Source organism: Streptococcus tangpeifui (genome assembly GCF_011038795.1).
GTDB lineage: Bacteria > Bacillota > Bacilli > Lactobacillales > Streptococcaceae > Streptococcus > Streptococcus tangpeifui.
Window position 1 is genome coordinate 15,457 of the sequence record NZ_JAAKDU010000012.1, and the last position, 26,282, is coordinate 41,738.

General features: G+C 43.2%; 27 protein-coding genes and 1 other annotated feature. Of the genes, 20 read left to right on the forward strand and 7 right to left on the reverse strand.

The features are described from left to right. Window position 1 precedes the first annotated feature (1 nt). The 3 genes from G7Y32_RS08820 to G7Y32_RS08830 form a co-directional block, all read right to left on the reverse strand. Window positions 2–1,123 (reverse strand): cysteine desulfurase family protein, encoded by a 1,122-nt coding sequence (locus G7Y32_RS08820; RefSeq protein ID WP_165212988.1) that lies wholly within the window; start codon window positions 1,121–1,123, stop codon window positions 2–4. 3 nt (window positions 1,124–1,126) lie between these two features. Then, window positions 1,127–2,092, reverse strand: coding sequence for a ribose-phosphate diphosphokinase (locus G7Y32_RS08825; RefSeq protein ID WP_165212990.1), 966 nt, complete (start codon window positions 2,090–2,092; stop codon window positions 1,127–1,129). A 168-nt stretch (window positions 2,093–2,260) separates the two neighbouring features. Beyond that, window positions 2,261–2,845 carry a CYTH domain-containing protein gene (locus G7Y32_RS08830; RefSeq protein WP_165212992.1) on the reverse strand — a complete coding sequence of 195 codons (585 nt, stop codon included), beginning with the start codon at window positions 2,843–2,845 and terminating at the stop codon, window positions 2,261–2,263. Between the two features lie 136 nt (window positions 2,846–2,981). Here G7Y32_RS08830 and yjbM point away from each other — a divergent pair, with 136 nt between their 5' ends. From yjbM to G7Y32_RS08855, 5 genes are all read left to right on the forward strand, one after another. Beyond that, on the forward strand, window positions 2,982–3,647 hold the full coding sequence (gene yjbM, locus G7Y32_RS08835) for a GTP diphosphokinase (protein WP_165212994.1): 666 nt from the start codon (window positions 2,982–2,984) through the stop codon (window positions 3,645–3,647). Further along, on the forward strand, window positions 3,622–4,461 hold the full coding sequence (locus G7Y32_RS08840; protein ID WP_165212996.1) for an NAD kinase: 840 nt from the start codon (window positions 3,622–3,624) through the stop codon (window positions 4,459–4,461). The genes yjbM and G7Y32_RS08840 overlap by 26 nt, the downstream gene beginning before the upstream one ends. Continuing rightward, entirely contained in the window at window positions 4,458–5,354 is an 897-nt protein-coding gene (locus tag G7Y32_RS08845) for an RluA family pseudouridine synthase (protein ID WP_165212998.1), read from the forward strand. The genes G7Y32_RS08840 and G7Y32_RS08845 overlap by 4 nt, the downstream gene beginning before the upstream one ends. Before the next feature lie 12 nt (window positions 5,355–5,366). After that, on the forward strand, window positions 5,367–6,353 hold the full coding sequence (pta, locus tag G7Y32_RS08850) for a phosphate acetyltransferase (protein WP_165213000.1): 987 nt from the start codon (window positions 5,367–5,369) through the stop codon (window positions 6,351–6,353). 249 nt (window positions 6,354–6,602) lie between these two features. Beyond that, window positions 6,603–7,358 carry an SDR family oxidoreductase gene (locus G7Y32_RS08855; RefSeq protein WP_165213002.1) on the forward strand — a complete coding sequence of 252 codons (756 nt, stop codon included), beginning with the start codon at window positions 6,603–6,605 and terminating at the stop codon, window positions 7,356–7,358. A gap of 121 nt (window positions 7,359–7,479) precedes the next feature. Here G7Y32_RS08855 and G7Y32_RS08860 read toward each other — a convergent pair whose 3' ends face one another. After that, window positions 7,480–7,866, reverse strand: coding sequence for a sodium transporter (locus G7Y32_RS08860; RefSeq protein WP_165213004.1), 387 nt, complete (start codon window positions 7,864–7,866; stop codon window positions 7,480–7,482). Window positions 7,867–8,005: 139 nt separating this feature from the next. Here G7Y32_RS08860 and G7Y32_RS08865 point away from each other — a divergent pair, with 139 nt between their 5' ends. After that, entirely contained in the window at window positions 8,006–8,851 is an 846-nt protein-coding gene (locus G7Y32_RS08865) for a Cof-type HAD-IIB family hydrolase (protein WP_165213006.1), read from the forward strand. A gap of 246 nt (window positions 8,852–9,097) precedes the next feature. Then, window positions 9,098–9,988: a lactate/malate family dehydrogenase gene (locus G7Y32_RS08870; protein WP_165213008.1), complete on the forward strand. Its 891-nt coding sequence runs from the start codon at window positions 9,098–9,100 to the stop codon at window positions 9,986–9,988. A 71-nt stretch (window positions 9,989–10,059) separates the two neighbouring features. Here G7Y32_RS08870 and G7Y32_RS08875 read toward each other — a convergent pair whose 3' ends face one another. Beyond that, on the reverse strand, window positions 10,060–10,971 hold the full coding sequence (locus G7Y32_RS08875; RefSeq protein ID WP_165213010.1) for a polysaccharide deacetylase family protein: 912 nt from the start codon (window positions 10,969–10,971) through the stop codon (window positions 10,060–10,062). Beyond that, on the reverse strand, window positions 10,968–12,143 hold the full coding sequence (locus tag G7Y32_RS08880) for a hydroxymethylglutaryl-CoA synthase (protein ID WP_165213012.1): 1,176 nt from the start codon (window positions 12,141–12,143) through the stop codon (window positions 10,968–10,970). Before G7Y32_RS08880 ends, G7Y32_RS08875 begins: the two co-directional genes overlap by 4 nt. Before the next feature lie 295 nt (window positions 12,144–12,438). Between G7Y32_RS08880 and G7Y32_RS08885 the strand changes: the two genes are divergently transcribed. The 7 genes from G7Y32_RS08885 to mmuM all read left to right on the forward strand — a co-directional run bounded on the left by G7Y32_RS08885 (window position 12,439) and on the right by mmuM (window position 18,503). Further along, window positions 12,439–13,278 carry a thymidylate synthase gene (locus G7Y32_RS08885; protein WP_165213014.1) on the forward strand — a complete coding sequence of 280 codons (840 nt, stop codon included), beginning with the start codon at window positions 12,439–12,441 and terminating at the stop codon, window positions 13,276–13,278. A gap of 85 nt (window positions 13,279–13,363) precedes the next feature. Beyond that, the gene (locus tag G7Y32_RS08890; protein WP_165213016.1) at window positions 13,364–13,879 is read left to right on the forward strand and encodes a dihydrofolate reductase; all 516 of its coding nucleotides are present in this window, start codon (window positions 13,364–13,366) and stop codon (window positions 13,877–13,879) included. A gap of 11 nt (window positions 13,880–13,890) precedes the next feature. Further along, the gene (locus G7Y32_RS08895) at window positions 13,891–14,061 is read left to right on the forward strand and encodes a hypothetical protein (RefSeq protein ID WP_004227880.1); all 171 of its coding nucleotides are present in this window, start codon (window positions 13,891–13,893) and stop codon (window positions 14,059–14,061) included. A gap of 27 nt (window positions 14,062–14,088) precedes the next feature. Beyond that, the gene (clpX, locus tag G7Y32_RS08900) at window positions 14,089–15,318 is read left to right on the forward strand and encodes an ATP-dependent Clp protease ATP-binding subunit ClpX (protein ID WP_004226719.1); all 1,230 of its coding nucleotides are present in this window, start codon (window positions 14,089–14,091) and stop codon (window positions 15,316–15,318) included. Between the two features lie 9 nt (window positions 15,319–15,327). After that, window positions 15,328–15,924, forward strand: coding sequence for a ribosome biogenesis GTP-binding protein YihA/YsxC (gene yihA, locus G7Y32_RS08905; RefSeq protein WP_165213018.1), 597 nt, complete (start codon window positions 15,328–15,330; stop codon window positions 15,922–15,924). A 212-nt stretch (window positions 15,925–16,136) separates the two neighbouring features. Further along, window positions 16,137–17,510, forward strand: a complete 1,374-nt coding sequence (locus G7Y32_RS08910; protein WP_165213020.1) for an amino acid permease — start codon at window positions 16,137–16,139, stop codon at window positions 17,508–17,510. A gap of 45 nt (window positions 17,511–17,555) precedes the next feature. Next, window positions 17,556–18,503: a homocysteine S-methyltransferase gene (mmuM, locus tag G7Y32_RS08915; protein ID WP_165213022.1), complete on the forward strand. Its 948-nt coding sequence runs from the start codon at window positions 17,556–17,558 to the stop codon at window positions 18,501–18,503. Between the two features lie 314 nt (window positions 18,504–18,817). On the opposite strand, the gene G7Y32_RS08920 is transcribed toward mmuM, so the two are convergent. Beyond that, window positions 18,818–19,990 carry a CynX/NimT family MFS transporter gene (locus tag G7Y32_RS08920; protein WP_165213024.1) on the reverse strand — a complete coding sequence of 391 codons (1,173 nt, stop codon included), beginning with the start codon at window positions 19,988–19,990 and terminating at the stop codon, window positions 18,818–18,820. 234 nt (window positions 19,991–20,224) lie between these two features. Next, window positions 20,225–20,383: a sequence feature (ribosomal protein L10 leader region), on the forward strand. A 26-nt stretch (window positions 20,384–20,409) separates the two neighbouring features. Here G7Y32_RS08920 and rplJ point away from each other — a divergent pair. The 6 genes from rplJ (at window position 20,410) to G7Y32_RS08950 (ending at window position 26,267) form a co-directional block, all read left to right on the forward strand. Continuing rightward, window positions 20,410–20,910 carry a 50S ribosomal protein L10 gene (gene rplJ / locus G7Y32_RS08925; protein WP_165213026.1) on the forward strand — a complete coding sequence of 167 codons (501 nt, stop codon included), beginning with the start codon at window positions 20,410–20,412 and terminating at the stop codon, window positions 20,908–20,910. Window positions 20,911–20,982: 72 nt separating this feature from the next. Further along, window positions 20,983–21,351, forward strand: a complete 369-nt coding sequence (rplL, locus tag G7Y32_RS08930) for a 50S ribosomal protein L7/L12 (RefSeq protein ID WP_002262825.1) — start codon at window positions 20,983–20,985, stop codon at window positions 21,349–21,351. A 273-nt stretch (window positions 21,352–21,624) separates the two neighbouring features. Beyond that, the gene (locus G7Y32_RS08935) at window positions 21,625–22,176 is read left to right on the forward strand and encodes a carboxymuconolactone decarboxylase family protein (RefSeq protein WP_165213028.1); all 552 of its coding nucleotides are present in this window, start codon (window positions 21,625–21,627) and stop codon (window positions 22,174–22,176) included. Window positions 22,177–22,205: 29 nt separating this feature from the next. Continuing rightward, a complete protein-coding gene (locus tag G7Y32_RS08940) occupies window positions 22,206–23,273 on the forward strand; it encodes an acyl-CoA dehydrogenase family protein (RefSeq protein ID WP_165213030.1) in 1,068 nt (355 codons plus the stop codon). An 842-nt stretch (window positions 23,274–24,115) separates the two neighbouring features. After that, on the forward strand, window positions 24,116–24,778 hold the full coding sequence (locus G7Y32_RS08945; protein WP_165213032.1) for a sugar transferase: 663 nt from the start codon (window positions 24,116–24,118) through the stop codon (window positions 24,776–24,778). A gap of 40 nt (window positions 24,779–24,818) precedes the next feature. Beyond that, complete coding sequence (locus tag G7Y32_RS08950) at window positions 24,819–26,267, forward strand: flippase (RefSeq protein WP_165213034.1); 1,449 nt, start codon at window positions 24,819–24,821, stop codon at window positions 26,265–26,267. Window positions 26,268–26,282: the final 15 nt, after the last annotated feature.

The following is a 26,282-nucleotide window of genomic DNA, read 5'->3' on the forward strand; positions in this document are numbered from 1 at the left end:
ATCATCCTATAATTTCTTTTAATTGTTTTGCGAGTTTGATTAATTCCTCAGGGGTATTGAGTTCTGACAGGCTGATGCGAATGGACTCGTCCAAGCGAGAGGAGTCGCTCCCGTAGTAGGCTTCCAAAACATGACTGGGGTCAACAGTACCAGCGGTACAGGCAGAACCCGTCGATACAGCGAATCCTGCTAAGTCTAATTGGGTTAGGAGAAGATTGTTATGGCTTCGCGGAAAACCGATATTGATGACATAGGGAAGGCTGTTATCACTCCCGTTGAGATAGTAGTCTAGGCCTTGCTTAGTCAATTCTTTTAAGAAGACATTGCGGAGGTGAGCTACTTTTTGATAGTTCCCATCTAAGTTTTGGTCGGCCTCTTTGAGTGCTTGAGCCATACCTGTAATGCCAATCATATTCTCAGTGCTAGCCCGTCTTTTATCCTCTTGCTCGCCACCGTGCAGGAGATTGTCCATGTGATGAGGTTTGGCATAGAGAAAGCCCGTTCCCTTAGGACCGTGAAACTTATGAGCAGAAGCAGAAAGGAAATCAACACCGAGTTCTTCGGGCCGAATAGCCATTTTGCCCATGGCTTGGACAGCATCAACATGAAAAACTGCCTGATGGTCAGCCAAAAGCTGGGCAAAGTCGCTTATAGGGAAAAGATCTCCGGTTTCATTATTGGCCATCATAGTCGAGACTAGGATGGTATCTTCTCTAAGGGCAGCTTTGAGCGCCTCTACAGTGAACTGATGGTTGGCATCAGGCTGGAGATAGGTCACTTGGAAACCAAATCGCTTTTCCAAATAGTCCATAACATGGAGGACTGAATGGTGCTCAATGGCAGTGGTAATCAAGTGTTTGCCCTTATCTTGATTGGCTAGAGCGTAGCCCTGAATGGCCATGTTATTGCTTTCGGTGGCTCCAGATGTGAAGATAATATTTCTAGGCTGAGTCTTTAAAGTCTTGGCTATAGTAAGCCGGTTTTCCCGCAAGAGATGGCTGGCTTGACGTCCATAGGTATGGATACTGGACGGATTGCCAAAATTGTCGGTCATAACCGCTGTCATTGCGTCGATAACACTTGGAATTAAAGGAGTTGTCGCAGCATTATCAAGATAAATCATCTCTTAATCCTCGTCTTCGGCAGTATAAGTGAAGAGTGGACTGAGTGGTTTGTGGTTGTGAATGCGAGTGATAGCATCACCAATCAGCCCGCTAGCTGAGATATAGGTAACATTGCTGCTGACTCTTTCTTTGGTAGCTACAGAGTCAGTCACTAGAATTTCTTTAATAGGAGCTGCTTCGAGAATTTCAGCGGCTCCACCGGCGAATAGACCGTGGCTGGCAACCGCATAGATTTCAGAAGCACCATTACGTTCGACAATTTTAGCCGCTTCAGCGAAGGTTTTACCGGTATTGAGAATATCATCAATCAAGATAGCCTTTTTTCCAGCGACCTCTCCGATAATGTACCCTTCTTCACGGTGAGTATCGTCTTGAGCATAGTCAACGATAGCAATTGGAGCATCTAGGTATTCTGCCAAGCTACGAGCTCGTTTGATACCTGAGTTTTTGGGGCTGACGACAACGACATCAGAACCCTTGAGTCCCATGTGAACATAGCGTTCCGCAAAGAGAGGAACCGTAAAGAGGTTATCAACTGGAATATCGAAGAACCCTTGTACTTGAACAGCGTGCAAATCAAGCGTTAGGATACGGTCAGCTCCGGCTTTGACCAACATATTAGCGACCAGCTTGGCTGTGATAGGTTCGCGCTGCTGAGCAATGCGGTCTTGGCGAGCGTAACCAAAGTAAGGTATGATGATATTGACTGAATTAGCCGAAGCCCGCTTGCAGGCATCAATCATAATTAGGAGTTCCCAGAGATTGTCATTAACAGGAAAGCTAGTCGACTGGATGACGTAGATATCATAGCCACGGACACTTTCTTCGATGTTAATCATGATTTCACCGTCGGAAAATTGCTTAGAAGCTAATTTGCTAAGCGGAATTCCAGCTGCTTGTGAGATTTTTTCTGCAATAGCAGTATTAGATGTCAGCGAAAATAATTTTGGGGTGCTAGTTTCTACCATGACAGTGTCATTCTCCTTTGAATAAGCGATAAGCTCAGAGGCTTATTGAGTGTGTAAGAAAATCAAGGGTGACTGAGGGGAGGAGTTTCCCTAGTTTTAGGCCTCGAAATCTTAGAATTTTCCTTTTATATTGTACCAAAAAAGGCTGATTTTTCCAGCCTTTTATCGCTATTCGAAAAATCTATCATTTTGTTTTAAGGTTGAGCAGAAGCGTGCTACTTTACTTTTAGCATATTTAAGATCAATGTTATTTTCTAATAAGAAGGCTTCAAAATCGACTTTGCCCTTATCAGGCTCCTCAACTTCAAGCTCTAGTTCATAATCAATTCGGCCTGCGTAATTGTTCTTATCTAGGGCCATGAGACCAATGGGAGATTCTTTTTCCCGCCGAACGGTTGTCAAGTGGCCTAAATTTTTAAGCTGGTCGCAGTCAACACCGTGCTCATGAATGAGGTCCTTAATGGCATTGTCAGGAAATTGACAAGATTCAATAATCTGTCTCGCTTCTTGGCGGCTAAGATCAATATTGTGTTCCAAGGTGCCCACCTCTTTAGGAATTTTCAGAGTTAGTTCGGCTCCCTTGTCAAAGGTACGAATACGCAGAGACAAACGCTTTTTTCGCATAATAAAGTCATCGGTATCAAAGTAGTAGTTGGTTTGGGTGATAGCCGGAATGTGTGAAAAGAGGGTCTCCATTCGATTGAACTCAGCCTTATTAAGCATGGTCTTGTATTCGATTTCCAAATGATTCATTTTGATTTTCCTTCTGTAGCCCTTTTTATGGTATAATTTTACTTAAACTAATTTTATAAAAATGTGGACTAATTGACAAGGCATGACTGTTGATTAGTCATAAGCCTAGAAAAACAGGAGTTTAAAGTAGACAAATATGGAATGGGAAGCCTTCTTAGACCCCTATATTCAGACTGTTGGTGAATTGAAAATTAAGTTTCGAGGCATTCGTAAGCAATTCCGCAAGCAGAATCGCCATTCGCCTATTGAATTTGTGACCGGTCGGGTTAAGCCGATTGAAAGTATCAAGGAAAAAATGCTTCTTCGTGGTATTAAGGAAGAACATTTAGCTGAGGATATGCAAGATATCGCAGGTGTGCGTATTATGGTCCAGTTTGTTGATGATGTTCAAGAGGTTTTAGAATTGATTCGCCAGCGTCATGATATGACAATTGTTCAAGAGCGAGATTATATCAATAACCGTAAGGCTAGTGGCTATCGTTCTTATCATGTGATTATTGAATATCCAGTTGATACAATTGATGGACAAAAAAATGTTCTGGCTGAAATTCAGATTAGAACACTGGCTATGAATTTTTGGGCTACCATTGAGCACTCACTTAATTATAAATATAAAGGGGATTTCCCAGAAGAAATTAAGCAGCGGCTTGAGGTAACCTCTAGGATTGCGCGTGAGTTGGATGAGGAAATGCGAAAGATTCGGGATGATATCAAGGAAGCTCAGCTTCTCTATGATCCCGTTAGCAGAAAACTAAGTGATGGTGTAGGAAACAGTGATGACACAGATGAATTATACAGGTAAGCCTCAGACTAGGGTAGCCATTATTGCTAATGGCAAGTACCAAAGCAAACGAGTTGCTTCCAAAATTTTTGCGGCTCTCAAGCCCGATCGGGATTTTTATCTCAGTAAGGAAAATCCCGATATTGTAATTTCTATTGGTGGCGATGGCATGCTCTTGTCGGCTTTTCACATGTATGAGAAGTCCTTGGATAAGGTGCGATTCGTTGGTATTCACACTGGTCATTTGGGGTTTTATACCGATTATCGGGACTTTGAAGTGGATACCTTTTTGAAAAATCTTCGCTCAAACCAAGGTGAGAAAATCTCCTATCCTCTTTTGCGAGTGACCGTAACTATGGCGGATGGTCGAGTGGTAACAGCTCGGGCTCTCAATGAAGCTAGCCTGCGTCGTTTGGAGAAGACCATGGTAGCGGATGTTTCAATCAATGGCACTCCTCTGGAACGTTTCCGCGGTGATGGGATTACGGTCTCAACACCAACAGGTAGTACAGCCTACAACAAATCCATTGGTGGGGCGATCCTCCATCCAACGGTAGAGGCCTTTCAGATGACAGAAATTGCCAGTCTCAACAACCGCGTTTATCGGACTTTAGGGAGTTCAGCCATTATTCCTAAGGGAGAAACCGTGACTATCGAGCCTAAACGTGTCGGTTCCTACACGGTCTCTTTCGATAATAAATCCTATAGTTATCGCAATGTTGCTAAGATGGAATTTTCACTGGATGATAAGAAAATTAGTTTTCTATCAACCCCTCATCATACAGGCTTCTGGGAGCGGGTTAAGGATGCCTTTATCGGTGAGGTAGAAACGTGAGATTTGAATTTATCGCTGATCGCTCTTGCAAGATCAAGACCTTCCTCAAGGGACATGATATTTCTAAGGGTCTTTTAGCTAAGATAAAATATCAGGGCGGACATATATGGGTAAATGGCATTGAACGAAATGCCATTTATTTATTGACTCAAGGAGATAAGGTAGCAGTTGATATTCCAGCAGAAGCGGGAAGCCCTAATCTGCTGCCTATTCATCACCCCTTGACTATCATTGCTGAGGATGATAATTTCTTAGTGGTCAATAAGCCAGCAGGATATGCCAGTATTCCTAGTATCCTGCATTCGGAAACTATCGCTAATTTTGTTAAGGCCTACTATCAGGAAAGGGGCTATGAAAATCAGCAGATCCACATTGTTACGCGTCTGGACAAGGATACGAGCGGTCTCATGCTCTTTGCTAAGCACGGCTATGCCCATTCACGTATGGATAAGGCCCTACAAGCCAAAACCATTGAGAAGCGCTATTACGCTTTAGTAGCTGGACAGGAGAATCTGCCAGATCAAGGAGAAATTATTGCCCCGATTGCTCGAGTATCGGATAGTATTATTACTCGTCAGGTACATCCTTCAGGCAAGTATGCCCATACTAGCTATCAGGTTTTAGAGCGTTTCGGTCGGGTCAAGTTGCTGGATATTCAACTGCATACCGGTCGAACCCATCAAATTAGGGTGCATTTTTCGCACATTGGTCAGCCTCTCCTTGGGGATGACCTCTATGGCGGGTCCTTGGATTATGGCATGAAACGTCAGGCTCTCCATTGTCATTCTCTAAGCTTAACTGATCCTTTTACGGGTCAAAAACGAGTCTATGAATCTGGCTTGACAGATGATTTCGAAAGCGCTATCATGAATTTAAAAAATAATTTAGAATAGAGGGTTTATCCTATGATAAGAAGCTTATTTGGGGAATTGCGCAGTAAGATTGCTGGTAAAGGCATTAAAATTGTTTTTCCAGAAGGCAATGATGAAAGGGTCGTTCGGGCGGCTGCTCGTTTGAAGTTTGAAGGTCTGGTTGACCCGATTATTTTAGGTGAAGCTGATCAGGTCAAGAATCTCCTTAGACGACTTGGTTTTGCTGATCAAAATTATACTATTATCAATCCTGATACTTATGAAGATTTCGATAAGATGAAGGAACTTTTCTTGGAAATTCGTAAAGAAAAGGCGACAGCAGAAGATGCTGATCGGTTTCTGCGGGATGTCAATTATTTTGGTGTTATGCTGGTTAAGATGGGCTTGGCAGATGGCATGGTCTCAGGTGCCATTCATTCAACAGCTGATACGGTTCGGCCTGCCTTGCAAATTATTAAGACGAAGCCTGGTATCTCTCGAACATCAGGTGTCTTTCTGATGAATCGGGAAAACACCAGTGAGCGTTATATCTTTGCTGATTGTGCTATCAATATTGATCCATCTCCTCAAGAATTAGCTGAAATTGCGGTAAATACTGCTGATACAGCCAAAATTTTCGATTTGGATCCTAAAATTGCACTGCTAAGTTTCTCTACTAAAGGGAGTGCCAAGGCACCCCAGGCTGAAAAGGTCCAAGAAGCTACTAGATTAGCTAAGGGTTTGGCTCCTGAGTTAGCTTTAGATGGGGAACTGCAATTTGATGCGGCTTTTGTGCCAGATACTGCAGCTATCAAGGCTCCAGATAGCGATATAGCCGGACATGCCAATGTCTTCATCTTCCCTGATTTGCAATCGGGTAATATTGGCTATAAGATTGCTCAGCGTTTAGGAATCTTTGACGCAATTGGGCCAATTTTACAAGGCCTCAATATGCCGGTCAATGACTTGTCGCGCGGTTCGAGTGCTGAAGATATCTATAAATTAGCTATTATTACAGCTGCACAAGCAGTGGAAGGATAAAAACTCTCCCCCTATACTTTTTTAAAACAGTAAGCAAGGGGGGATAGATCTGAGCTGGCGTTTAGCCTCTTATCTGCCAGCTAAGGCAGAAGGAAGTCTGACTCTCCTTTCTAGGTAAGCGATGAGTCTGGTGGGGGTGAAAAAGCTGAAAATCAACTGTGCGGAGGTGGGAAGGCAGTAGTCTATAATAGGCTATTTCCTTCCCTTTTCTATTAATGACAATGACGTTCTTCAAAATAGGAGGTATCAATGACTGAAACAGTAATGATTACAGGAGCAACAGCAGGCTTTGGTTTAGCCATGGCAGAGCTCTTTGTTAAGGAAGGCTACCGGGTGATCGGGACTGGTCGTCGTTTGGCTAAATTAGAAAAACTTGCTCAAGAACTGGGCGCTCATTTTTATCCCTTGCAGATGGATATGACATCCCAGGAAGCTATTGATTCTGCCTTGGCTAGCCTGCCATCTGATTGGCAAACCATTGATATTCTGATTAATAACGCTGGTTTGGCTTTGGGTTTAGATAAAGCTTACGAGGCAAATGTTGACGATTGGACTACCATGATTCAAACCAATATTGTTGGTTTGACCTATCTAACACGGCAAGTTCTGCCGCAAATGGTGGCTCGCAAGTCTGGTTATATCATCAATATTGGTTCAACGGCAGGCACGGTTCCCTACCCAGGTGCCAATGTTTACGGTGCCAGTAAGGCTTTTGTCAAACAGTTCTCGCTGAATCTGCGGGCGGATTTAGCCGGTACCAAAATTCGGGTTTCTAATGTTGAACCGGGCCTTTGTGAGGGAACAGAATTTTCCAATATCCGCTTTAAAGGCGATGACCAGCGGGCTAGCGACCTCTATAAGGGTGCTCACGCCATTAGGCCAGAAGATATTGCCAATACGGTTCTTTGGCTGGCTCAGCAGCCTAAACATGTCAATGTTAATCGGATTGAAATCATGCCGACCTCGCAGAGCTTTGGTCCTCAGCCAGTTGAACGGGACGAATAGAGGGAAGCGAAAGAAGTTATGACGATCTAGTCAGTCGCCTGTCTAATATAAAAAGCCTTTAGCCAAGCTAGGAAGAATCTATTTGGCTGGAGGCTTTTTGCTGTGGGTATTTTATGGAAATTCAGTCTTCGCTTTTGATAGAAGGGCCAGAAGTGGCATCGGACCAGCCAACTAAGGCTTGGGCGCTATCTTCCAGATAGGTCGTCAGGGGCTCTTTGAAATCGGTGATGGTTTCCATAATACCGATAATCTGTCCCTGTTCATCCAAGGCTGCCTGGTAAGTTTGCATTAAAATCTGGTCAAAGGCTTGAGTAGGTACCTGAAAGCTTAAAGATTTGGTGGGATTCTCAGTAAGTTTCTTTAGCAACCAATCTTCCAAGGGATGAGCTTCTTGGTCTGGCAAGAGACTGCCGTCGGCTTGACCATTATTGTAGAGAGGCAGACCCTTTTTATCATAAAAGGCTAATTTATTGGGAAGTTGGTTCATGATTGTTTTAATAGATGTCATGTCTTTATCATAACGGTTAGACTCCTAGATTGCAAATTTTGGGATTAGCATAGGATAGTATCAGTTTTTCGAAGAAAAAAGGCATCATTTCTGGCGTTAGCTCTTTATAATAACATTATAAAGAAGTGGAGGTATCAGGATGACCCAAAAAGTTGTATTTTTAGATGTGGATGGCACCTTGGTGGATTATGAAAATCATCTGCCTCAATCTGCTGTTGAGGCTGTACAAAGGGCTAGAGCCAATGGGCATTTAGTCTATATCTGTACCGGCCGCAGCCATGCTGAAGTCCAGCCTGAACTCTGGGACATGGGCTTAGATGGGATGATTGGTGGGAATGGTTCCTATGTAGAGCATCAAGGAACAGTCCTTATGCACCAAGTGATTTCTGAGGAAGATAGTCGGGCTATTGTTGATTGGCTGCATGAGCGCGGGCTGGAATTTTACTTGGAAAGCAATAGTGGTCTCTTTGCCAGTGAGCATTTCAAAGAAGCTGCTAGACCAGTTATGCGGGCTTACGTTCTGACCAAAGGAGCCAAAGAAGCCCAAGTTAAGAATATGGAAGCAGAAGATGTTTTGCATGGTTTGGTCTATGGTGGTAATCTTTATCGCAAGGACCTCAATAAAGTTAGTTTTATCCTCAAATCTTATCAAGACCACTTAGACTCTAAAGAAGCCTTCCCCCAGCTTAAGGCTGGTACTTGGGGCGGTCGTGGTGAAACGGCTCTCTTTGGTGATTTAGGCGTTGCCAATATTGATAAGGCTCATGCTATTGATGTTCTCTTAGACTATCTGGGAAGGGATAAAGCTGATACTATTGCTTTTGGTGATGCCAAGGTGGATATTCCTATGCTGGACTACTGTGCTTTGGGGGTTGCCATGGGCAACGGTGGGCCTGAAATTTTAGCTATGGCTGACTTAGTGACCGCTGATGTAGAAGATGATGGCCTTTACAAGGCTTTTGAAAGATTGGGATTGCTGGATTAAGCGGGAATGAAAGATGGACTGATGCGCTGGACGCTGGTTCATTTTTTTCTGTTTTAGAAAGTATCTGAGAGACTAATATTTAAGGGAAAGCTCAAGTTGCTGCCAAGCGATTCAGGATAAGCTTAAACCCATCATACCTTTCACCAATGCTATCTTGCTTAAATTTATAAGGTCTTATAAGCATTAACTATTTTACAGGCTTAGGCAATAGTGGTAAGCTGACTGTAAATTAGAGGAGGTAATTTTATGGCTCGAAAAGTTGGAATTATTGGAATGGGAAATGTTGGCAGTACACTGGCTGGTAACTTGGTCCGTTCAGGTCTTGCCGATGAGCTGGTGCTTCTTGATAAGCGAGAAGACAAATTATTTGCTGATCAATTAGATCTCGAGGATAGTTTGGCAACGAGTCCTCATTATGTCAAGATTGCCGCCAATGATGATAGCCTTTTAGATGATGTCGATGTCTTGGTGGTCGCTGTCGGTGATATCAAGGCCTATTTTGGTGACAATCCCGATCGTTGGGTCGAGCTCACTATTAATATTGCCAATGCTAAAGAAATTGCTGCGCGTTTGAAAAGAACGCATTTCTCTGGTTTAATTATTGTGATTTCTAATCCTTGTGATGCCATTACCACGGTCTTGCAGCGAGAGTTGGACTATCCTAAGGACAGAATTATGGGGACTGGTACCCTGCTGGATAGCAGCCGGCTTAAAAATCAATTGTCCAAGGCAACAGGACTGGCACCTCAGTCGATCCAAGGCTATGTTCTGGGTGAACATGGAGATAGTCAGTTTACGGCTTGGTCAACGGTCAATCTGGACCAGCTGGGTTCAGTTGAACAGGAACATATTGAAGCGGCTGTACGTCGAGGTGGTCAGCAAGTTTTTAACGGTAAACGCTATACCAATTTTGCTATTGCCAGCTCCACCCACCTGCTTTTAGAAGCTATTCTGACCGATAGTCATCAAATTTTGCCGGTCTCCAATTATGATAGAGACAATGCTATCTATCTTAGCTATCCAGCTATCATCGGCCGTCAGGGAGTGCTGGAGCGCGTACCTTTAGCTCTAAGTGAAGAGGAAAAACAAAAACTTCAGAGTTCGGCTAAGGCTATTAAAGGAAAAGCCTTCAACTAAATTTATAGATAAGATAGACAACCAAAAAGTCCGGCCCCACCAAAGGGCTGGACTTTCTAATATTATTATGTTTACCAAGCAATAGTATTGAGCAAATCATCGGCAGTAGTACTTGGCAGAATTCTTACCCGATTGAGGGCGTAGAGGCCATCATCTGCACTGGCCAGACCTTCATTAGTTGTCACGGCCATCTTGTAGCCGGCCTGCTCAGCCAGTGATTTGGTACTGTCATTGAAGCGGCCGGAAGGATAGGCAAGGGCTAGGGTATCTTGTTTGAGTAAACTGTCTAACCAAGATTTCGATTCTCCCAGCTCGGTGTTTTGACTATCATTGGATTGAGTTGATAAATCTGGGTGGTTGACAGTGTGACTTTGGAAGGACATACCATCCTTAGCCATCTCTTTAATCTGATCACTTGACAAGAATCCTTCCTTATCAACATAACTGGTGATAATATTATTGGTGCCGACTGCGCCATATTTTTTCATAATAGCGGCTGCATTGACAAAATCGGCATCACCATCATCAAAGGTCAACCAGACAATTTTTTTATTTCCATCAGGGAGAACATTTTCTGATAAGACCTTGTAGGCTTCCTCAGGTGTCAGGAAGTAGTAGTTCTGGTCTTTGAGAGCCTTAATGTGATTTTCAAAGGTATCAGGACTGACAATCAGATTGGCGCTGCCTTCCTCTGACGGATCCATAACATGGATAGCATGGTACATAAGAATGGGTACCTTAACTGTTTCATCTTGCTTTTCCCAGTTGACTTTCTTGCTGCTACTGGATTTAGTGTTTATACTTTGCTTTGTCTTCTTAATCGTTTGGCTGGTTTTTTCAGCTTTTAATAATTGGCTGGGTTTGAAGCTGTGGTTCTTCAACATAAAAGCCAAGGCCCCAATGACAAATACGAAACCAATGGTAGCCAGTAGGTTGCGAATAGTGTGTTTGGGCCGTGTAGGCTTTTGATTCCTAGCAGTCATAAAATCTCATTCCTCTTGTAAAGTCTCTGATGTTGATCGATACGGTCTAGGGTAAAGCTATGGGTATCATAACTGTTAAATTCGGCATTGCCTTGGTCATCCAGCTGAGCTTCTTCAAAGAAAATTTTTTCATAGTCAGCAACTGACAGTGTTTGCCGCTGTTCCAACTGAGCCTGACGGCCTTTTTCTAACTTGCTTTCAAAACCAGTGACTAGCTGACCGCTGAAGATTTCTGATACTGCCCCAGATCCGTAACTAAAGAAGCCGATCTTATCGCCAGCCTTCAAGGTTTTGGTGTTTTCCAATAAAGACAAGAAACTTAAGTAAAGCGAACCAGTGTAAATATTTCCGATCTGTCGGCTATAATTAATGGAAGCCTCAAAGTTTTGCTGAATTTGTTCCCTCTTTTCATCTGGCACCGACTTATCCAATAATTTATTAAGTCCCTTATTGGCCAGTTTAGGATACGGAATATGGAAACAAAAGGCAGCGAAGTCTTCTAAGCTCGTCTCATAGCGTTGTTGATATTCAGCCCATGTTGTTTTTAAACAGTCTAGGTATTGTTTGGTTGAAAACATCCCTTGAACAAAGGGAGTATTTGAGTAGTTAGGGCGCCAGAAGTCCATGACATCACGAGTCTGGGCTACATTATCATCATTGAGAGCCAGTATCCGAGGCTGACTGGTTACGAGCATAGCAAGAGCACCAGCTCCTTGAGTCGGTTCGCCAGAGGTTCTGAGTCCATATTTGGCAATATCACTGGCGATAACCAGAACCTTGGAATGAGGTTTGGTGGTCACATGGAGTTTAGCGTAGTTTAAGGCTGCTGTCGCACTGTAGCAGGCTTCTTTCATTTCCAGACTGCGGGCAAAGGGTTGGATACCTAGCAAACCGTGAATAAAAACAGCCGCAGCCTTACTCTGGTCGATACTAGATTCTGTTGCGACGATAATCATATCAATAGTGGCTTTATCTTCCTCGGTGAGGATTTGATCAGCAGCCGCAGCCCCCAGCGTCACGATATCTTCAGTGATTGGGGCGATACTGAGACTGTCTAACATCAATCCGACTGAGTATTTATTGGGATCAGTGTCACGGGCCGCAGCTAAATCTGCCATCTTCAACTGGTATTTAGCTGTAGCAAAACCAATCTTATCAATTCCAATAGACATAAGATACCTTCTGTTAAGTGATTTATATAGTTCCATTGTAACATAAATGTCATGAAAGCCCTGCTAAAAAAACTGAAATCGAGTCCAAGGAGGGTGAATCTATCCCGAGGTCTGATTTTATAAAACTATCAAGGCCATGGACAGAAGTGAAATTGCAGTCGATTTTTTAAACGTCTTAAGAGCAGCGGCAGTTTTCTTCGCTGTTCTGCCTGAAGGCTGATATTAGCATTTTCCAAAAAAATTAGCTAGAATAAGAGGCAGTAATGCAGTAACATTTACCAAGAGAGGTGCTTTCATGACTAAAGCAGATGCTATTTTTAGGGCTAATATTGAGAAAATTATGGACGAAGGGGTTTGGTCTGAACAGGCTCGGCCCAAATATAAGAATGGCCAAACAGCCAACTCAAAATATATCACAGGTTCCTTTGCCGAGTATGATCTGGCCAAGGGAGAGTTTCCTATTACGACTTTGCGGCCCATTCCTATTAAATCAGCTATCAAGGAAATTTTTTGGATTTATCAAGATCAGTCTAATGATCTAGGACTTCTAAATGATAAGTACAAGGTTAAATACTGGAATGACTGGGAAGTTGGTAATACCGGGACTATTGGCCAGCGTTACGGTGCCGTTGTAAAAAAGCACGACATCATCAATAAAATTCTCAAACAGTTAGAAGCCAATCCTTGGAACCGCCGCAATGTCATCTCTCTTTGGGATTATGAAGCGTTTGAGGAATCGGAAGGATTGCTTCCTTGCGCCTTTCAGACCATGCTTGATGTTCGTCGGGTAGATGGGGATATCTATTTGGATGCCACCCTGACCCAGCGCTCCAATGATATGCTGGTGGCTCACCATATCAATGCCATGCAGTATGTGGCTTTGCAAATGATGATTGCTAAACACTTTGGCTGGAAAGTTGGTAAATTTTTCTATTTTGTCAATAACCTTCATATCTACGATAATCAGTTTGAGCAGGCTAGGGAACTGCTGAAACGTCAGGCAACCGATTGCCAGCCTCACTTAGTGCTCAATGTTCCAGATGGGACGAATTTTTTTGACATCAAGCCGGAGGATTTCGAACTGCTGGATTACGAGCCCGTTAAACCTCAGCTCAAGTTTGACTTGGCAATTTGAGCCCGCCTTTATTACCGATTATTAAAAATGTGTTTGAATTTTTTCAAATGCATTTTTTCTTAATTTCTGATAGAATGAAGTCGATATGGACAACATTAAAAAAGGGAAGAAAATCATTGCTATCTGGGCTCAGGACGAGTTCGGTCTCATTGGTAGTAAGCAGACTATGCCTTGGCACTTGCCGGCTGAGTTGGCCCACTTTAAAAAGACGACTATGGGTCAAGCAGTTTTAATGGGAAGAAAAACTTTTGATGGTATGGGGCGTCGGGTTTTGCCGGGACGAGAGATTCTCATCTTAACTCGCGATAATACTTATCAGGCTGATGGGGTTAAGATAGTCTCTAGTCCAGAAGAAGTCTTAACATGGTTCAGCCAACAGGAGAAGGATCTCTATATTGCAGGAGGCTCCGGTGTCTATTCCGCATTCAGGGATTATTATGATAGCTTGGTGAAGACGACCATCCATGCCTGTTTTGAAGGAGATACCTACTTCCCAGAGATTTCCTTAGAGGATTATCAGCTGGTTGAACAGGAGGATTTCTCCAAGGACCAGAATAATCCCTATAGTTTTACTATTTCAAAATTTAACAAGATAAGATAAGGAAGACTTTCATGCAAAGAAGTATTTTTGGGGTGTTTACGGCACTATTGGCCATTATTTGTGTGCTCTGTGCTCTCCCCGCCTTTCGTAAGAATCGTTATGGCCTCGGGACTCTTTTTCTCCTCAATGCTTTAACCAACCTTATTAATACCATTCATGCCTTTTATGGCACACTTTTTTAAGAATAGATAGGACGATTGTAAGCGACTATGACAGATAATACTAATAATGACGTAATGGTCTATTGCTCATTTTGTGGCAAGAACCAAACAGAAGTTAGAAAGATTATTGCCGGTAATGGCGTTTTCATTTGTAACGAATGCGTGGCTTTGTCCCAGGAAATTATCAACGAAGAATTAGCCGAAGAAGTTTTGGCTGATTTGACAGAAGTTCCTAAACCAAAAGAGCTCCTGCAGATTTTAGATGACTATGTTATCGGACAAGATCGAGCTAAACGAGCCTTAGCTGTTGCGGTTTATAATCACTATAAACGGATTAGCTTCGTCGAAAGTTCTCAAGATGAGGATGTCGATTTGCAAAAATCCAATATTCTCATGATTGGTCCGACAGGTTCGGGTAAAACTTTTTTGGCTCAAACCTTGGCCAAAAGTCTCAATGTGCCTTTTGCTATTGCAGATGCAACGGCTTTAACCGAGGCTGGTTATGTCGGAGAAGATGTGGAAAATATCCTGCTTAAACTAATTCAGGCGGCCGATTTCAATATTGAGCGGGCTGAGCGAGGGATTATCTATGTCGATGAAATCGACAAGATCGCCAAGAAGGGTGAAAATGTTTCCATCACTCGAGATGTTTCTGGTGAAGGGGTTCAGCAAGCTCTCTTGAAAATTGTTGAAGGAACCGTCGCCAGTGTTCCTCCTCAAGGTGGCCGCAAGCATCCAAATCAAGAGATGATTCAGATTGATACTAAGAATATTCTTTTTATCGTTGGCGGAGCCTTCGATGGGATTGAAGATATTGTTAAACAACGCTTGGGTGAAAAGGTCATCGGTTTTGGCCAAAATAACAAGTCACTGGATGATGATGCTTCTTATATGCAGCAAATTATCTCAGAAGATATTCAGAAATTTGGCTTGATTCCCGAATTTATCGGTCGTTTGCCTGTTTTAGCTGCTCTTGAACAGCTGACGGTTGACGATTTGGTACGGATCTTGACTGAGCCTAAGAACGCCTTGGTCAAGCAGTACAAGACCCTCCTTTCCTACGACGGAGTTGATTTAGAATTTGACCAAGAGGCTCTTGAAGCGATCGCTCAAAAGGCTATTGAACGTAAGACTGGTGCCCGCGGTCTGCGGTCGATCATCGAAGAAACCATGATGGATATTATGTTTGAAGTACCGAGTCAAGAAGAAGTGACCAGTGTGCGTGTGACCAAGGCTGCGGTCGAAGGGACAGACAAACCTATCTTGAAAACAGCGTAGAGGTTAGTGATGGCAGAAGAAGTTTTGAATACCCATAATGCCTCAATTCTCCTGAGTGCTGCGAACAAATCCCATTACCCAAAAGACGACTTGCCGGAGGTAGCTTTGGCAGGCCGTTCTAATGTGGGCAAGTCTAGTTTTATTAATACTTTGCTGGATCGTAAAAAGTTAGCTCGAACCTCTAGTAAGCCTGGCAAGACCCAGCTGCTTAATTTTTATAATATTGATGATAAACTGCGCTTCGTCGATGTTCCCGGTTATGGCTATGCTAAAGTTTCCAAAGCCGAGCGGGCTAAATGGGGGAAAATGATCGAGGAGTACCTTGTTACCCGTGATAACCTGCGGGTTGTGGTTAGTTTGGTGGATCTGCGTCATGAGCCAACAGCTGACGATGTGCAGATGTATGACTTCCTTAAGTACTACGAAATTCCTGTGATTATCGTAGCAACCAAGGCTGACAAGGTGCCGCGCGGCAAGTGGAATAAGCAGGAAGCTCTGATTAAGAAGAAACTCAACTTTGATAGCCAAGATAGTTTTGTTGTCTTCTCATCGGAAACCAAGGACGGTTATAATCAAGCTTGGGATACTATTCTAGAAAATCTATAAATCAAGTGTTAAAGGGCTGACCGCGAAGGTTGGCTTTTTGCTTTCCGCTTTTTTATAAGCGTAAATATATTTATGTAAAACCAAATTTAAAACTTACTTTCCCAAGAAAAACTGTGCAATTAATTTTTTATATGGTTTCATAAGAAATAACTATGTCCTAAGAACTACTGATTCGTGTTATCATAGATAGGAATTCGTTACTGGGAGGTAGTATGGATAATCATAATTTTGAAAACCAAGGAAAATTTCAGCGTAAGATGACCAGTCGCCATCTCTTCATGCTCTCTTTGGGTGGGGTTATTGGGACTGGTTTGTTCTTAAGTTCAGGCTATACCATTGCCCAAGCAGGACCGCTAGGAGCTGTGCTGTCTTATTTGGTTGGAGCGGTAGTGGTCTATCTGGTCATGCTCTCTTTAGGGGAGCTGGCAGTAGCTATGCCAGTTACAGGTTCTTTTCACACCTATGCCACCAAATTTATTAGCCCAGGGACTGGTTTTACAGTTGCCTGGCTCTATTGGATTTGTTGGACGGTGGCTCTAGGGACAGAGTTCCTCGCAGCTGGGATACTGGTTGAACGCTGGATTTCCATACCAGCTTGGATTTCGGCGGCCTTCTTTGCCTTAGTCGTTTTTGCTATCAATGCTCTATCGGTGCGATCCTTCGCTGAGACGGAGTCTTTCTTTTCTAGTATTAAAGTACTCGCTATTGTTGTTTTTATTGCTCTAGGTCTAGGCGCCATGGTAGGCTTGGTTTCTTTCAATGGGCATCATCATCCTGTTCTCTTTGAGAATCTAACGGCTCAGGGTGCCTTTCCAAAAGGCTTTATTGCAGTGATTTCTGTCATGCTCAATGTCAACTACGCCTTTTCAGGAACAGAGCTGATTGGGATAGCAGCAGGGGAAACGGACAATCCAAAGGAGGCTGTACCAAAGGCTATTAAGACGACTATCGGCCGTTTGGTTATCTTTTTTGTCCTGACTATTTTAGTTTTAGCTTCCCTTCTGCCTATGAAGGAAGCGGGTGTAACAGATGCACCGTTTGTGCTGGTCTTTGACAAGATGGGGATTCCTTATGCTGGTGATATCATGAATTTCGTTATCCTAACAGCGATTTTGTCGGCTGGGAATTCTGGTCTCTATGCTTCCAGCCGAATGCTCTGGTCCCTGGCTAACGAAGGTATGCTGGATAAGCGGGTCGTAAAAATCAATAAACACGGTGTTCCTATGCGGGCGATGTTACTGTCCATGCTGGGGGCTGGTTTGTCTCTCTTTGCTAGTTTCTATGCAGCCTCAACGGTCTATCTGGCTTTGGTCTCTATTGCTGGTTTTGCCGTGGTTGCAGTCTGGCTATCTATTCCGATTTCTCAGATAAATTTCCGCAAGGTTTGGCTCAAAGATCACAGCGACAGTGACTTGGATTATAAAACACCCTTTAATCCTATTTTGCCTTATATTACTATTATCCTTTTGGGGCTATCTATCATCGGCATTGCTTGGGATAAGGAGCAGCGAGCTGGGCTATATTTTGGCCTTCCTTTTGTTGCCTTCTGTTATCTTTATCATTATTGGCGCTATAAAAAGTTTTGATAGATAAACGTTTAATCATTGTTTTTGTTTTGAGGAGGAAAATTCATGGGAAGATTTAAGGATTTATTGATCAGTCAAGACAACCTGATTTTGCATGGGGCTTTGGGAACAGAGCTAGAGTACCGCGGTTATGATGTCTCTGGTAAGCTCTGGTCAGCCAAGTACCTTTTGGAAAACCCACAAGCTATTCAGGATATTCATGAAACTTATCTGAGGGCAGGCAGTGATATCGTTACTACGGCTTCTTACCAGGCAACTTTGCCGGGGCTTAAAGAATATGGCCTGTCTGAAGAGGAGGCTAGAGCGGTTATTGCTTCGACAGTCAGTATTGCTAGGGCTGCCCGAGATCAAGTCTGGTCTGAACTGACAGAAGATGAACAGTCTAAGCGTCCTTATCCTTTAATCTCTGGAGATATCGGTCCTTATGCTGCTTATCTAGCTGATGGTTCAGAGTATACTGGTGACTACGGCTCTGTCACGAAGGAAGAACTTATGGCCTTTCATCGCCCTCGGATAGCTATTTTGCAGGAGCAAGGAGTGGACTTGCTGGCTTTAGAAACAATGCCTAATTTTCTTGAAGTTCAGGCTCTGGTTCAACTGTTGGCAAATGAATTTCCGGACATGGAAGCCTATATGAGTTTTACTTCTCAAGATGGTTTGTCTATTTCAGATGGGACGTCTATTAAAGAAGTAGCTCCCTTGGTTGATGACAGTCAGCAGATTTTAGCACTTGGGCTCAATTGCAGTTCACCCAGTGTTTATCCCAGCTTTTTGCAAGGGCTGAGAAACTATAGCCAGAAACCTTTGGTAACCTATCCTAACTCTGGTGAGGTTTACGATGGTGCTAGTCAGACTTGGACCAAAGATCCAGACCATTCACACACCCTCTTGGAAAATACGTTGGACTGGCAGAAGTTAGGAGCTAAAGTAGTCGGTGGCTGCTGCCGAACCAGACCGAGCGATATTCAAGTCCTGTCCAGTCGCTTAAGATAGGTTGTTGGCTGCTAAGTCAAGGATTAGCTTATTTACATACTAGGTATCTATAATAATTCTGTCTTAAGAGAACGAGGCTGAGATAGGCAGCCATGAGTAAAGGCTGCTGCCTTCCTCCTGGGCTGCAAGACCTCCTATTAAGAGTTTTGCCTTCATTTGTAAGGTGTTATCACCTGTGAAGATGTCGTATAAGAACGGCAGCCATATTAAAAAAAACGAACAAGATTAGGTTTCTGATGAAAATTCTAATTTTGCTCGTTTTTTTGTATCAATAAAGATTTGAAACTCTTCTTACTCAGTCTGGCTTCATAGTTTTATAAAATTTTATCAGCCTTTTCAAAGGCTACTAAGGCAAGTCCCATTATCCCAGCCATGACGGCTAAAATCCAGAGCAGAGCCTCCCAAGATCCAAAAAGTTCTTGACTGTAACCCAGAAGGACTGGACCGATGGCTGCTAAAAGGTAACCACCTGTTTGCACCATACCTGATAAATGTGCGGTATTTTGAGCTGTGGTCGTTTTAAGATTGAAACTAACAAGCATATAGGGAAATAAAGCAGCGACGGATAATCCTAGACTGACGTGCCCTACAGCCCAAAAGAAATAGGTTTTTGGAGCAAAGAGAAGAATAGCGATCCCAAGAAAGGTCAAACCAGCAAATCCTGACATGGTCCAAGTACGCTGTTGGCTCTTTTGACTTGTAACCAGATTAGGGATCATCAAAGACATGGGCAAACTAACCAGATTGTAGAGCCCGAGGAGCGAGCCAGCTTGACTGGCTGAGAAACCAGCAGCCTGAGATAAAGTAGGAAGCCAGGTCATCTCGGTATAAAAAAGCAGCGATTGCAAGCCACCAAAGATCAAAAGGGCCAAGGCATATTTATTTGTCCAGAGATTTTGCTGGGAAGGCTCTGCTGTCTTAGTCTCCATTTGGACTTGAGCATTTTTGCTGATATTTGGCAGCCATAGGATAAAGGCTAGTAAAACGATAGCAGACAGACAAAGAATAAAGCCGCGCCAACGGACAATATGAGCGATAGGAGATGCTAATGAGGTTAATATTGTGGAGGATAAGCCCATAACGCTGGTGTAAAGGGTTGTATAAATCCCAACCTTATGCGGGAAATAGCGAGATACGATACTAGGCAAAAGAACATTGACACAGGCAATAGTAGCCCCGACGACCACTGTTCCTAGGTAAAGAGCCGGTAGAGCAATAACCCGCAGAGCAGAACCTATTGCCATAAGAAACAAGGTGGCTGCCATCAAGCGCTCCAGACCAAAGCGCTGGGCCAGCTTAGGAGCCAATGATGAAAAGACGGCAAACATCAGCAGCGGTATGGAAGTCAAAGCTCCCAAAGAGCTAACAGAAACCTCCAAACTCCTAGCGATATCGGATAATATGGTTGGAATAGTGGTAAATGGTGAGCGCATGACAATCCCCAGCATAACTAGTCCAACGACTATCCAGATGCTTTTTTGTTTCATGGTGAATACCTTTCGTAATAAATTTACTATCATCATATCAAATCTTATAGGAGTTTTCATCTCCTTATGCAAACTTCAACGTTAGTGTTTTACAAAAGGTAAGCTCCTCCATAACACATGTTATCTTGTGCTTATATAGGTGAGTCATCATAATGCGCCCTATAGAGATAAGGAAGTGCCAGATATTTAAAATAAAAGTCTTGACAGGAGAGTATTGGCATGTTAAGATAGTTACGGTTTTAAGAAAACCGACCTAAGACAGCAGGGGAGTTCAACTCATAAACATCCTGCCGAGGCACAAAAACGTAAAATCTTGGCCAACTTGCTTGGCTAGTCTATAAACGTATTTGTACTTTCGTGTCTAGGTTTGGATGCGATTTTTTCGTTTCCAGACAAAATAAAAACGGAGGTAAAACTTAATGAGTGAAGCTGTTATTGCTAAAAAAGCTGAATTGGTTGATGCAGTTGCCGAAAAAATGAAAGCTGCTGTGTCTATCGTTGTCGTTGACTCACGTGGTCTGACAGTTGAGCAAGACACCAATCTTCGCCGTTCACTTCGTGAATCTGGTGTTGAATTTAAAGTCATTAAAAACTCAATCTTGACTCGTGCTGCTGAAAAAGCGGGTCTTGACGATATGAAAGACCTTTTTGTTGGGCCATCTGCTGTAGCCTTCTCAAACGAAGACGTCGTAGCTCCAGCAAAAATCATCAACGATTTTGCTAAAGAAGCTGAAGCACTTGAAATTAAGGGCGGTGCCGTTGAAGGTGCTGTTTCTTCAGTCGAAGAAATCAAAGCTCTGGCTGCTCTGCCAAACCGCGAAGGTATGCTTTCTATGCTCCTTTCTGTGCTTCAAGCGCCTGTACGCAACGTTGCTTACGCTGTCAAGGCTGTTGCCGAAAGCAAAGACGAAGTGGCATAAGTATCAGTCGCTTTTCAGACGCAGCCTAGTGCTGCAAACCATTAAACAATAAAATTTTTGGAGGAAATCACAATGGCATTGAACATTGAAAACATTATTGCTGAAATTAAAGAAGCGTCAATCCTTGAATTGAACGACCTTGTAAAAGCTATCGAAGAAGAATTTGGCGTAACTGCAGCTGCTCCTGTAGCTGCTGCTGGTGCTGCTGGCGGAGAAGAAGCTGCAGCTAAAGATTCATTCGATATCGAATTGACTGCTGGCGGCGACAAGAAAGTTGCTGTTATCAAAGTTGTTCGTGAAATCACAGGCGAAGGCCTTAAAGAAGCTAAAGGTCTTGTTGATAACGCACCATCTGTTCTTAAAGAAGGCGTTGCAGCAGCAGAAGCTGAAGAACTTAAGGCTAAACTTGAAGAAGCTGGAGCTACTGTTACTCTTAAATAATCATTTACTGATTGTTTAAAACAGAAAGCCGAGTTTTAAAGCCTTTTCGTGTTAGTGTTAAGGCAATGAAATACCGAAGTCTCCTCGTTATTTTACGGGGAGGCTTTTTGCTGTTTCTCGAGGTGAGTATACTGTACCTTGCTTATTTTCTGAATGCTTGTCCTCATATTTGCCATATAGATTGTTTATGGCTGACCATAAAAAATTTAGACTATGCAGAGTGCGCGGGAGATGGTATCCTATCAGCAATATAAAAAGAATCGAGGTTATTTTATGTCTAAATTTACTATACATACCATTGACACTGCACCTGAGGAAGTCAAAGAAACCCTGCGCGCGGTTGAAAAGGATAACGGCGGTTATATTCCTAATCTTATCGGGTTATTGGCTAATGCACCGACAGCACTGGAAACTTACCGCACCGTTGGAGCTATTAACCGCCGCAATTCCCTGACAGCGACAGAGAGGGAGGTTGTTCAGATTACTGCGGCTGTAACCAATGGCTGTGCCTTTTGTGTTGCCGGTCACACGGCCTTTTCGATTAAGCAAATTCAAATGTCCCCTGATCTTTTGGAAGCGCTGCGCAACAGTACGCCTATTGACAGCGATCCCAAGCTGGATACGCTGGCTAAATTTACCATTGCCGTGATTAACACCAAGGGACGTGTCGGAGATGAAGCCTTTGCTGATTTTTTGGAGGCGGGTTATACTCGAGAAAATGCTCTTGATGTTGTCTTAGGGGTTAGCCTAGCATCGCTCTGCAATTATGCTAATAATATGGCGGATACACCGATTAATCCAGAATTGCAGCAATATGCAAAATAGTTCCGCATGAGGAAAAAGGGGGGATGACGATGGCTTACTTTTCAGAAAAATTTATAACTTGGCTGGATGCCCATGCCGATCAGATTGACAAAGAGTCCGGTGAACTGGCTGATCAGCTCTTAGAGCGCATTGCAGCAGAAGGTGTTTTTGGTATTGCGGTGCCTGAAATCTATGGCGGTCAAGGCGGCAGCAAGACAGAAGTAGTCGAATTTTTGTCAGAGCTGGCTCAGCATTCACTGACGGCTTCCTTTATATCGTGGGGCCATCGGACCTTTATTGAAATGCTTCTTGCTAGTAGCAATGACCTTCTGAAAAAGTCTTGGCTGCCGGATTTATTGACAGGGAAGCTGGCCGCCGGAACAGCTCTGTCAAATGCTACTAAATTTTTATCAAAGATTGAAGAGCTCAATGTTACCTTGGTGGAGCAAGATGGGAAATATTATCTGAGAGGAAGGCTTCCTTGGGTAACGAATCTGCGTTCAGATCGTTTTGCGGCTGTTTTTGTCGCTCAATTTGAGGACGGCAGCAAAGAACCTATCGTTTTGGTCATTCCTTCCGAAGCAGCTGGATTATCGCGGTCAGCTGATTTAGAATTTGCAGCCCTGCAAGGTTCTAACACGGCAGCCCTAAGCTTTGATAATGTGCCTTTGGATGATAGTTGGATACTATCTGGTGATGCTAGAAGCTTTTTGGCTCAGACGCGTCCGGAATTTTTGGGCTATCAATTCGGTCTGGCCTTTGGCTTAATAGAGCGCTCATTGGATGAGGTAGCGCAAAGCCTAAGCAGCAATCGTTCGGTACTCAAGCAGGAGTACGATGATACCAAGGACAAGCTGACAGCTCTTCGGCAGTGCCTATTTACAGGTCTGGAATCAGAAAAGGACTTTATTGCAGATCCTCGTCAGCTCTTTCAGCTGCGCATTGATATTGTTGATATTGTCGCTGACAGCTTACTGTTAGAATTGCAGGCAAGCGGTGGCAGAGGTTATCTTAAAGGGTCTGCCTCTGGTTTTATCCGTCGCTGGAATGAAGGAGCTTTTTTGCCGATTGTTTCTCCAAGTGCTGTGCAGCTTCGGCATATTTTGGCAAGGGCCTAATCAGATAAACACGGGATTACCGTATGTCTTCTCTGCAGTAGCTAGTGATAAATAGAGCTTCATATCATCAACTGTAGTTGTTAGTGATAGATGAGAGGCTAATTGCCTTTAAAAATCAAAAGCGATAGGCCATTTATCGGTCTGTCGTTTTTGGGTTTTAAGACGATAAGCCTAAATATTCCAATAGACTTTTTGAGTAAGGCAGCAAGTTACATCCCTGTTCACTTCAGTCGATACTAATGAAACAAACAGGTTAGTAAGAGGGCTAGGCTTTCTACTTTGACAGACTTGTGACAAGATGATAGTCAAGCCATCTGTGCGTCACAATCTTTCGGATAAATGAATGAAAAAGCCCAGCTCATATAGATCCATAGATAGGAAGTTCAACTAAAAAAGTCCCTTAGGATAAGAGCTATAGTAATTGCTGCTACTGCGGTAGGTGAGTTGTTAGTGGGAGCTTGGGCCAAGGTTCCATAGGATTCAACTAAGATTTTGTCTTATTATTTTTGGATTTTCCTTGAGTAGCAGAGGAGGGATGCATTCCAAAAAAATTGACGTTTTGAAAAATGATTTAGATTAAAGCGGTCATCTCCATGCGGGATTTTATAGTCAGGGTGGATTGAGTTCTATCGATGCTCAATCCGCTTTTTGAGTGTGCTCTTAAAGAAAAGTTAAGAAGCTTTACGAGGATTGACATTTTAAGTTAACACCATTGAAATAGAAGTCTAAAAATGATAAAATTAAGCTACTTTATCGTGTGTTTTAAGCTATTTGGGAGAGCGATTGAAGATACAGCCGTGTCTTTAAACGGAAGAGTAGAATTTAGATGGAGAGATGTTCCTGTGTTCAATGGTAGAACCTATAAACACAAAGTTCAAACGAGTATTTACAGTCGATTTATCAAGCGTTTATTGGATATTTTAGTCGGCCTAGTTGGGACGGTTGTTTTTTTCGTGCCCTTGGCTTTGATTATTGCTGTCTTTTACCTTTTTGGAAAAGATAGGGGCCCTATCATTTTCAGACAGGAGCGGATGGGCTTACATGGCAAAAGCTTTAAGATTATGAAGTTTCGATCCATGGTGGTTAATGCTGAGGAGCTCTTGGAGAGGGACGAAAAACTTTATCAAACCTACGTTGCTCACGGATACAAGTTTCCGGAAGGCCAAGATCCTCGCCTGACTAAGATTGGCGCCTTCATTCGTAAAACGAGCTTGGATGAATTTCCCCAGTTTATCAATATTCTCAAAGGGGATATGAGTCTGATTGGACCGCGGCCGATTTTAGCAGCGGAATTAGAAGAATATACTGAGCGGGAGCAAAAAAAGCTCTTGTCTGTTAAGCCCGGAGCGACTGGTTGGTGGCAAGTTTCTGGGCGCAGTGATGTCCATTATCCAGAGCGTTGTGAATTGGAGCTCTATTATCCGCGAAATTTTTCCTTTGGCTTAGATGTTAAAATTTTCTTTTTAACGATCAAGCAGGTGTTTCGGGGAGAAGGAGCTCATTGATGTGTAGACTTTTTGTTGTGAAGGAATTGGGGAATTGCTGATGGTTCAGAAAAAAGTTTCTGTTCAGATGAACATCATCATGAACTTCCTGCTGACGATTTCTAATATTATTTTTCCTCTGATAACGTTTCCTTATGTCTCTCGGGTCTTGATGCCTGTCGGGACTGGTAAGGTAGCCTTTGCCACCTCTATCGTGTCTTATTTTGCTATGGTGGGGATGCTGGGTATTCCAACCTATGGGATTCGGGCTTGTGCCAAGGTGCGCGATGATAAGGATAAACTGTCTAAGACGGTTCAGGAAATTATGGTCATCAACACTGTGGCTATGACCTTATCCTTGGTGACTTATATCATGGCCATTATGGCTGTTCCGAGGATGGCTCAGGATCGCACCCTCTTTATGATTAATATTGCTACGCTGGTATTCAATCTGATTGGCTGTGAGTGGCTCTACAAGGCCTTAGAGCAGTATACCTACATCACTGTTCGTTCTGTCGCTTTGAAATTTGTCTCGCTGGTTCTTATGTTTCTGGTGGTACGCCAAAGAGGAGACTATGTCCTCTACGGTGCTATTACCATTTTGGCTAGTGTTGGGTCTAATTTCTTTAACTTTATCAATTTGCGCAAGTACCTCAATCTCAAGTGGTACAGTGGCATGGATCTCAAGCAGCATATTCAGCCGATTTTCAGTTTCTTTATGATGACAGTAGCGACTACCATCTATACCAATTTGGATTCGGTCATGCTGGGCTTTATGAAGAATGATACAGCCGTCGGTTATTACAATGCTTCGGTCAAGATTAAGACAATTTTGGTCAGCTTAGTGACGTCTATGGGAAGTGTCCTCCTGCCTCGTCTCTCTTACTATGTCAAGCATGGTAAGAAGGAGGAGTTCAGAGTTTTGACCGTGCGCTCCCTGCAGTTTATTGGGTTTATTGCCATTCCCCTTTGGGCTTACTTTACCCTCTTTGCTAAACAAGGCATTGATTTCTTATCTGGACCGGATTATGCCGGCTCCGTTCTGCCTATGCAGCTCATTATGCCGACCCTCTTTTTCATCGGTCTATCTAATCTTTTGGGCATCCAAATTCTGGTTCCTATGGAGCGGGAAAATCAGGTGCTGAAATCGGTTATCCTCGGAGCTTTTGTTGATTTGGTCATCAATGTTATGGCTATTCCGAGATTCGGGGCAGCAGGGGCTGCATTTGGCACGCTGGTAGCTGAATTTTTTGTTGTTGCCTATCAGATTTTTGTCCTAAGGGATTTCTTGAAAGAAGTATTGCCTCAGGTTCGGATCTATAAAAATATCTTGGCTACTGTTTTAGCGAGTTTAGCTGCCTGTATGCTCTACGCTAGCTGCTTAACCAGTTTGTCCAGCTTTCTGGTGTTAGTGGCATCAGCAGCGGTTTTTGGCTTGGTTTATCTGCTCGTCAGCTTCCTGCTCAAGGATGCCTTCTTGCTGTATTTCGTTAGTTATTATAAAAAATAAGAACAAGGAGACAAG